Annotated in this window: 8 protein-coding genes; 6 read left to right on the plus strand and 2 right to left on the minus strand. The window is 38.6% G+C overall.

All coding sequences use genetic code 11. The annotated features are described in order from the left end of the window. Positions 1–33: 33 nt before the first annotated feature. Together JJE29_05380 and JJE29_05385 are read right to left on the minus strand one after the other, a co-directional pair. Positions 34–927: a 3-hydroxybutyryl-CoA dehydrogenase gene (locus JJE29_05380; GenBank protein ID MBK5252047.1), complete on the minus strand. Its 894-nt coding sequence runs from the start codon at positions 925–927 to the stop codon at positions 34–36. A gap of 74 nt (positions 928–1,001) precedes the next feature. Further along, the gene (locus tag JJE29_05385; GenBank protein ID MBK5252048.1) at positions 1,002–2,207 is read right to left on the minus strand and encodes a thiolase family protein; all 1,206 of its coding nucleotides are present in this window, start codon (positions 2,205–2,207) and stop codon (positions 1,002–1,004) included. Positions 2,208–2,591: 384 nt separating this feature from the next. Between JJE29_05385 and JJE29_05390 the strand changes: the two genes are divergently transcribed. The 6 genes from JJE29_05390 (at position 2,592) to JJE29_05415 (ending at position 9,090) form a co-directional block, all read left to right on the plus strand. Then, positions 2,592–4,061 (plus strand): sigma 54-interacting transcriptional regulator, encoded by a 1,470-nt coding sequence (locus JJE29_05390; protein MBK5252049.1) that lies wholly within the window; start codon positions 2,592–2,594, stop codon positions 4,059–4,061. Positions 4,062–4,465: 404 nt separating this feature from the next. After that, a complete protein-coding gene (locus tag JJE29_05395; protein ID MBK5252050.1) occupies positions 4,466–5,233 on the plus strand; it encodes an SDR family oxidoreductase in 768 nt (255 codons plus the stop codon). A gap of 73 nt (positions 5,234–5,306) precedes the next feature. Next, complete coding sequence (locus JJE29_05400) at positions 5,307–6,380, plus strand: TRAP transporter substrate-binding protein (GenBank protein MBK5252051.1); 1,074 nt, start codon at positions 5,307–5,309, stop codon at positions 6,378–6,380. Between the two features lie 86 nt (positions 6,381–6,466). After that, positions 6,467–7,000, plus strand: coding sequence for a TRAP transporter small permease (locus tag JJE29_05405; GenBank protein ID MBK5252052.1), 534 nt, complete (start codon positions 6,467–6,469; stop codon positions 6,998–7,000). Positions 7,001–7,002: 2 nt separating this feature from the next. Continuing rightward, the gene (locus JJE29_05410; GenBank protein ID MBK5252053.1) at positions 7,003–8,295 is read left to right on the plus strand and encodes a TRAP transporter large permease; all 1,293 of its coding nucleotides are present in this window, start codon (positions 7,003–7,005) and stop codon (positions 8,293–8,295) included. Between the two features lie 33 nt (positions 8,296–8,328). Continuing rightward, on the plus strand, positions 8,329–9,090 hold the full coding sequence (locus JJE29_05415) for an SDR family oxidoreductase (protein MBK5252054.1): 762 nt from the start codon (positions 8,329–8,331) through the stop codon (positions 9,088–9,090). The last annotated feature ends 316 nt before the right edge of the window (positions 9,091–9,406 follow it).

Genomic DNA, 9,406 nt, shown 5'->3' on the forward strand with positions numbered 1-9,406 from the left:
TTTTTCGCCTTTCTATGGTATAACTCGTAGCATTTATTTTAAATAACTCAACAATTGGGGGTTTGATTCTTTAGTGCCATTTTCGTGATAAATATAGAAACCCTTGCCGGTTTTTTTCCCAAGAAGCCCTGCTCGAACCATGTTTTTTAACAATACAGAAGGTCTGTATTTAGGATCACCTGTTTCACTTAAAAGTACCTCCATTACAGCCAGTTCTATATCAATACCGGCCATATCTATTAATTCAAGAGGCCCCATTGGATGATTTAGACCAAATCTCATACCTTTGTCAATATCCTCTATGGTGCCTACACCTGATTCTAAAATAGATATAGCTTCATTAATCATTGGATCCAGCATTCTGTTGACAATAAATGCAGGACTGTCTTTTGAAACGATGGTTTCTTTACCAAGTGTTTTACCAAAAGCAATGGCTATGGCAACGGTTTCATCTGAAGTAGTTAATCCTCTTACTATTTCTAGCAATCGCATTATTGGAACGGGGTTAAAATAGTGAGTTCCAATAAATCTTGTGGAGTTGCTTACGTAGGAAGCGATTTCGGTAATTGAGATAGAAGAGGTGTTGGTGCAAAGGATTGCATTATCCTTACATAACTTGCTAATTTCCGAAAAGATGGCTTTTTTTATGGCTGGATTTTCCGAGGCGGCCTCAATAACCATATCAGCTTCGCTTATATTCAAAAGAGAGGTTGAAGTTGTTAGACGAGAAAGCGCGGCATTCATAACGGCTTCTGTCACCTTTCCCTTCGAGACATTTCTAGCTAGTGAGGATTCAATGCTTTGAATGGCTTTTGATAATTGTGATTCACTGATATCTCTTAATATGACTTTATATCCTGCCGTAATGCAATTTTGGGCAATTCCAATTCCCATAGCACCTGAACCAATAATAAAAATTGTCTTTATGTCTTGTATATTCATGTTATTTCCCCTTTCACTTTCATCTGTTTTCCTAATAATATTGAGGGTGGCATTACATATTAGATATTTTCTATGAGTATTGCAATGCCTTGCCCGCCTCCAATACATAGCGAAGCAATGCCATATGTGCCATTTCTTTTTTTGAGTTCATAAATGAGGGTAGTTAAAATTCTTGTACCGCTATTGCCAAGAGCATGCCCGTGAGCGACTGCACCGCCATTCACGTTTACTCGTTCATACAATGGTGTTCCAGGAGGCATACCGAGTTCTATCAAACAACCTAGAGCTTGCGCTGAGAAGGCTTCGTTTAATTCAAACAAGTCAATGTCTTCTAGTTTAAGACCAGTTTTATCAAGAACCTTACGAATTGCCGGTACTGGACCCAAACCCATAATTTCGGGAGAAACGCCGGCAGAGGAAGTCGCTAATATCCTTACAAGAGGCTGTATCCCACGTGCAGCAGCGGTGGATTCCTTCATAATTACCACTGCTGAAGCACCATCATTCATACCAGAAGCATTTCCCGCTGTTACCGTTCCATCTTTCTTAAATACTGCCTTCAGCTTTGCCAAGCTTTCAAGACTGGTATTCGGTTTTGGATGCTCGTCGGTATCAAATATAAATGAATTTTTCCTTAATATAACCTCAACTGGTAGAATTTCATCTATAAACTTTCCTTCGCCCTGTGCTTTTGCTGCTTTCATTTGACTATCATATGCAAATGCATCCTGCATCTCCCGAGTAATACCATATTTTTCAGCAACGTTTTCGGCGGTAATCCCCATGTTAACATTTGGGAACAGCTCTATAGGATGCGCATGGGAAGAAGCATAGCCAAAACCGTCTTCAAGTTCGACGTTGTTAATTCTGAAACCTTGATATCGAACGTCAGATGGTAGATAATAAGGGGCTCTTGACATGTTTTCAGCGCCACCTGCTACAATAATCTCTTGATCTCCCGATAGAATTGCTTCTTTTGCGCAAAGCACCGCTTGGAGAGCAGAACCGCACTGCATATCAACAGAAAAACCTGGGACTTCTTTTTCTAGTCCTGCAAGTAAAAGAGAAACTCTAGCAAGATTTGGTGTTTTGCTGAGAACGTCCCCCATAATCACCTGATCAATATCAGATTTATTAACATCACTTCTTTTTATTACTTCCTCAATTACGTAGGAACCAAGCAAATAGGCTGGTACGGTTTTCAGACCTCCTAAATATGAGCCGACAGCGGTTCGAACTGCTCCAGTAATTACACACTTTTCCATAATCAATTCCTTTCTTAATTTGCTTCTATTTGGGTTTATAAGTACCCGAATTCGGTATTATTAATTTCTTATAATTAATTTAAACGCAATAATTGTGCCAATATTCCTTTTTGGTCAAAAAAGTCTTGGAAATATAAATATGCTGTTGCAAACGTTGAAATCTCAAAAAAAAAAAATTTTTTAAGGTGATTTTTGAATTTGTGGTTTGAATTGCGGATAAGAAATAAATAGAAGCGTTGCTATTTCGCGACGTATGTTCCGAAATTTATACAGCTGTGGTTAAACGGCAACAAAAAATTGACATGTGGTATAAATGAGAATAATATACAATTAATATATTTTATCCAATTTAATAATTTTTATTAAGTAAGATAGGGGGGAATTATGGGATTCAACACAATAATCAAACCAAAATTAGAAATAAACGAAGAACTATTCACGAAAATTGGTAATAACGTTCTGGGCAATTTATATGTATCAGATAATGATGGAAATATAATATTTTGTAATAATGGTTGTGCAGAAACATTCGAGTGTAAGATGGAGCAATTATATGAAATAAACGTTCATGATTTGTATCTAAAAAACTATACAGATAGAATGTCGGCCTCGTCTGAAGTAATAAATACACAAAAAAAAGTAGTGAGGTTTATTCGAACTGGGAATGGTGTGGGCATGCTTATCCACTGCGCCCCTGTGTTTGACGATAATGGCAAATTAGAAATTACCGTAGCTACTACCTATATAGAATCTGCCTTTTATGAATTTGTAGATAAAATTGATTCGGAAAAGGCTCATTTGGAGGATGCAATAGAATTTCTTCAAAGAGCAAGGGAAAATGAGTTTTTTTTAAATTCGAAAAATGTTAAAATGCAGGAAGTCTATGCATTGGCTTCAAAGGCTGCTAAATCAGACAGCACAATATCAATATATGGTGAATCAGGTGTAGGAAAAGAAATAATGGCACATTATATTCATAAGAATAGTGGCCGCGCAAAAGCAATTTTTGTTCCTATTAATTGTGCATCAATGCCGAAAGAGCTTATCGAAGCCGAGCTCTTTGGTTATGAAGAAGGATCTTTTACGGGAGCGAACAGAAAAGGGAAAATTGGTTTATTTGAGGTTGCGAATAATGGGACTATTTTTTTGGATGAAATAAGTGAATTACCGTTATCTATGCAAGCTAAACTTTTAAGAGTTACTGAATCAGGTGAGATTAGAAAAATCGGCAGCCAAAAAGAGAAGACGTTGAACGTTAGGGTAATCGTGGCAACGAATCGAAATTTGCGAGAAATGGTTAGAAATGGAGAATTTCGTGAGGATTTATTCTATAGGCTTAATGTTGTCCCTATTAAAATTCCTTCTTTAAGAGAAAGACCTGAGGATATTTTGCCACTTGCAAACTATTTTATTGAAAAATACAATGAAAAATATAGAACTAAAAAATTCCTTCATGATATAACGAAGGAGCATTTTATCAGTTACTACTGGCCTGGAAATGTTCGAGAGGTGAAAAATGTTATTGAACAGCTTGCGGTCGTTTCTCCCGGAAATGATTTGGATATAAGAAAAAATATACTTTTAACAGAACCCATTTCTTCGCCTGATTACTATAAAAAAGAAGAGACTCTAAGTATTGAAGATACTGATTTTAAAAGTAAAATAAATAATGCGGAAAATTTAATTGACAGCATTTGCGAAGATGTCACATTAAAAGAAGCCGTTAAGGCTTTTGAAAAAATCTATATATCAAAGATTTTAGATCAATGTGGAGGCAACATGACTATTGCAGCGAAACAATTGGGGGTGCACCGCTCAAATTTATATAAGACTATAAATAGAATCAATGCGTAGCGGTAACGCTACGTATTGTATATTATTCGCTTCACTCTCGTGTGAATAACGCTACAGAGCTAATCATGGTGATAAACTTATAGAAGAATGCATGCCTTGAATTTATTCGAACTGGTGGGATTAGGTGAATTTTTACAAACATGGCATGATAATTGCTTTTTACTTAATTTAGATGTGTGAATAACATTAACCTCATATCAAGTAACCGCTATTTTTATGGAACGGAAGGTAAATGATATGTCAACTGGAACACGGTTAATGATTGCAATGTACATAATTGTATTTGGCGGCAGTTCCGCATACACAATGATACGTACTTTGAAAAATAACGAATCAGGAACAAAGGAATAACAAAGGAATTAAGATTTAGACACAAGGAAAGTGTTAGTTAATGAAAATGGAAAATGAAAGGTGCTGAAATTATGCTGACTTTAAACGGTAGAACAGCAATGATCACGGGAGGTGCATCAGGAATTGGTTTTGCTATAGCAACCGATTTTCTTAAAAATGGTATGCGGGTGGCATTAGTTGATATCTGTCAAGATGCTGTTATGAAAGCAGAAAAAGACCTGAAGGAAATAAGTCTTGATGTGGCAGGCTTTGAATGTGACATCAGTGACAATGACAGCATTTCATCTGTAATCGCTCGTATTGTCGAAAGATTTAAGGGAATTGACGTGATTGTAAATTGCGCAGGGATATTGAGTTCCGAATCAATTCAGAACACGAAAAGAGAAACCTGGGATAAAATTTTATCCGTTAATCTCAGCGGAACTTTTTTTGTTACTCAGCAGGCCATACCCCACTTGGAAAAAAGCCTTAATCCAAGGATTATAAATATTTCTTCAGTCGCAGGCCGTATGGGTGGCTTTCAAACATCTTTGGCGTATACCAGCTCCAAAGGAGGAATTATTTCTCTTACCTACGGGCTTGCTAGACAACTGGCACCCCAAAAAATTACGGTAAATGCCATCTGCCCTGGAACTGTAGAGACAAAACTTTTACAAGCGTTTTCAGAAGAGGCTTTATCAAAATTAAGAGCTCAAGTTCCTCTTAGAAGAATTGGTAAAGTAGAAGACGTTTCCGCAGCTGCCTGTTATTTTGCTAGTGAGGAAGCCGAATTTGTAACGGGCGCTGTTCTTGATATAAACGGAGGCATGTTCATGGGATAATCCAGCCAGCTTTTTCCCTGAGAAGGGGGTTAAGGTCATAAATTTAATCATAACTAATTAAAGGAGGAAAAGAATGAAAAGTATTGAAAGAAGAAAAAAAACAATGAAGAGGGATTTCTTGTTAGTGGTGCTATTAGCGAGTCTAGTCCTTATGTCTTTTGTCGGTTGCGGGGGTAACGACAAAGCGGAAGTTGTGGTGCAAGACAGTCAGAAAGTGATTACAATTAAAACCGGCGGAACAGTTCCTGACTCGCATCCAATCAGTATTGGTATGTATGCATTTGGAGATGCATTAAAGGATCTGTCAGGAGGTCAGTTAAAGGGAGAGCACTTCTCCAACCTGGTGTTAGGCGGACAGCGTGACATTATAGAAATGGTGCAAAACGGATCTATCCAAGGCGCTGAGTGTTCAATCGCTGTTGTTGCAGGTTTCTCAGATAAAGTGACCATTACTAGTCTTCCTTTTCTCTTTCCTAGCAGAGAGGTTGCATATGAATTTATGGACGGTAAATACGGGCAGCAGTTAGCTGACCAAGTGGCCTCTGACTCAGGAATTCGATTCCTAGGATATATGGAAAATGGTATCAGAATGCTATCAAACAGCAAAAGATCGATAGAAACACCGGCAGATATGAAAGGTTTAAAATTCAGAGTAATGGAAAGCCCAATCTACATTAAAATGTTTGAAGCCTTTGGTGCTGCTGCTACGCCTATGTCTTTTGCTGAAGTATATACTGGGCTACAGCAGGGAACTGTTGATGGTCAGGATAATCCTTGGGCGTTGACCGTAGCAAATAAATTTTATGAAGTAAATGATTATGTAACGGATCTAGGTCATACTTTTGATTTTGCACCTCTTATGATCAACGAGGACTTCTATCAGGGGCTTACTGACGAGCAGAAGGGGTGGGTTGACGAAGCAGCAAAAGCTGCGGTTAAAGCAAATAGAGAAGCCTGTATTGCCGCCGACGATGCGAATATCGCAATATTGAAAGAAAATACCGAATATACTGAACTCACAGATGAACAAAGACAAGCCTTCAAAATCGCTGCCCAGCCGGTTTACGATTGGTATATATCCGAATATAATGACAAAGCCAGATTGACTGAATGGCAGGCAGAAATAGACAAAATAGCAAATAAATAATCAATAGGTCAAATTTATTAATGCGGTTTATCAAAATAAACCGCATGGTTATTAACATCGCAAGATCTTTTAGGGAGTGAAAATAAATGAAAATACTACGATTCTTAGATGAGAATTTTGAAAAATATATATGTGCCATTATTCTAGTACTGATGACGCTTATCATGTTCTATCAAATTATAAGTCGTTATCTTGGAGTTCCATTGGCATGGACAGAAGAAACAGCAAGATACATGTTTATTTGGTTAATCTATCTGTCGGCCGCCTATGCCGCAAAAATTGGTGCCCATATAAAAGTCGATATTTTATTATCCGTTTTCAAATCAAGGAAAATATTGCTTACATTGAGGATATTTTCCAATACCATATTCTTCATTTTTTCAGCGGTTGTTACTTATTTAATGTATGGACAAGTTACTAATATGCTTTTGAATACGCATCAACTATCAGCGACCGGAAACTGGCCGATGTGGATTCCTTACTCGTCCGTTTTAGTTGGGATGTTTTTGATATCTGTTCGCCTGATACAAAACTCGATAATGATTTTCAAGGAGCACAACAATAAGAATTTATCAACCGGCGCAAAAGTTGGTTCTGATTTTATTAAGGGGGGTGAATAGATATGACTGCAGCAATTGTATTGATCGGAAGCTTCTTCATACTTGTTATGCTTAACGTCCCGATCGCAATTTCAATAGGATTTTCCGTTTTAGTATATTTGTTTCTTGGGCTTGGCACGCTTCCGGTTTATTTTTTGGCCACGAACATGTTTACATCCTGCGATTCATTCCCTCTGATGGCAATTCCTTTTTTCGTTCTTGCAGGGGGGTTGATGGAAAAGGGTGGATTATCTAAAAGGCTTGTCGACTTCTGCGAAACATTTGTCGGTCACATTACCGGTGGATTGGCCATGGTTACCGTATTGGCATGTATGTTTTTCGGAGCCATATCAGGTTCCGCACCGGCCACAGTTGCGGCAATCGGCGCAATTATGCTTCCGGAGATGATAAAGAAAGGATATGATGCGGTTTTTTCCGTTGCCTTAATAGCAACTGCCGGCATTTTAGGAATCATCATTCCTCCAAGTATTCCGATGGTCATGTACGGTGTTGCATCCGGGGAATCAGTAGGAACGATGTTTATGGCCGGGTTCATCCCTGGATTACTGTTGACCATCCTTCTGATGGTGTTCAGCTATTTTTACTGTAAGAAACACGGATATGAAGGAAATGGTCTGAAATTTAGTTTCCCCCGAGTTTGGAGAGGATTCAAGAATGCGATATTAGCGTTGCTAAATCCGGTTATCATTTTAGGAGGTATTTACGGAGGAATCTTTACTCCCACCGAAGCGGCAACGATAGCCGTTATTTACGCATTTGTAGTTGGAAAGTTTGTCTACAAGGAGTTATCATTGCCAAGTCTTTTTAAGAGTTTGACAAACACCGCGGTTACAACCGGTACGATCTTGATCATCGTCGGTACAACCAATACTTTGGGGAAAATATTTACCCTAGAACAAATACCGCGCATGATTGCATCTGGGATATTGGGTATCAGTGATAGTCCCATCCTAATATTGCTTGTACTTAACCTGTTCCTGCTTTTGGTCGGAATGTTAATGGAAACAACTTCTGCAATCCTGCTTCTGACTCCGATTCTCCTTCCAGTTGTAATTTCAATTGGAATGAATCCAGTACATTTTGGATTAATGATGATTGTTAACTTAGGGATAGGATTTATTACACCTCCGGTTGGAGTAAATTTATTTGTAGCATGCAGTATGGGCAATGTTTCTTTTGAACGTGTCGCGATAAAGGTAATTCCTATGTTACTGGTAATGTTAGTAGGACTGCTTCTCATTGCCTTTGTTCCGGCCTTGTCTTTATTCATCCCACACGTTCTGACAGGCTATTGATTCGGGTTTGTGTAATATATGAAAGGAGTGTAAATGTTGAATAAAATGTTTGAAATCAGAGGTAAAAAGGGAATTGTTACAGGGGCGACAAGAGGTCTGGGAAAAGCTATGGCACAAGCCCTTTATGAGGCAGGAGTTGAAATTGTAATTATGGGTACATCGGACCGGATTTTGTCTGTAGCGAAAGAAATCGACAAGACAGGAACAAAGGTTCACGGTATTATTGCAGATTTTCGCGATACACTAAGTGTACAGAATGCTTTTGAAAGTGCCATTGCGATTCTTGGCGATCTGGATATTCTAGTGAATAACGCGGGCATGCAAATCAGGCACCCCTCTGAAGACTTTCCGGTAGAAGATTGGGAGGCTGTACTTGCCGTTAATCTAACCGCTCCGTTTATCATGAGTAAATTGGCAGGCAAAATCATGCTGGAAAAGGGATATGGTAAAATCATCAATATCGCATCCGTCCTTAGCTTTATCGGCGGATATACCGTTCCGGCTTATGCCGCCAGCAAAGGCGGTATCGCCCGGATGACGCAAACCATGTGCAACGAATGGGCTTCAAAGGGAATCAATGTAAATGCTATCGCTCCAGGTTACATGGAAACCGATAATACCACGGCAATAAAAAATGACCCTGTACGTTACAATCAGTTATTGACTCGCATTCCTACCAATCGGTGGGGAGTTCCTTCTGATATTGTGGGCCCGTTGCTGTTCTTGGCATCCAGTGCTTCTGATTATGTAAATGGAGTAATTCTGCCTGTTGACGGCGGCTTTTTAGGGAGATAACAAAACAATAGTAATAAGAATAAAAGAATTCAAGGAGGATCGTATCTGATAAATGGTACACCTTTGAATTTCCATCTTTGGGGAGACAGTGGTGTTCACTTCTGGAAATTCTGTAAGCTCATCAACACTTGCAATCAGTAGACTTCGTAAAATTTGTCTAAATAGGGGGTTGCTGAACAAACCAAAATTTTCTTAAATGTTTGTTAAGGACAGATGAAATCTGTAAAAAGCAGTCAAAGAACATGATAAAACCTGCTTTTCAGCCCCTAATTATCGGCGCACTGAAGAATTCAGAAATGGCTGTAAAGGTTATAAC

This window comes from Peptostreptococcaceae bacterium (assembly GCA_016649995.1).
In the GTDB taxonomy this organism is placed as follows: Bacteria; Bacillota; Clostridia; order Peptostreptococcales; family BM714; genus BM714.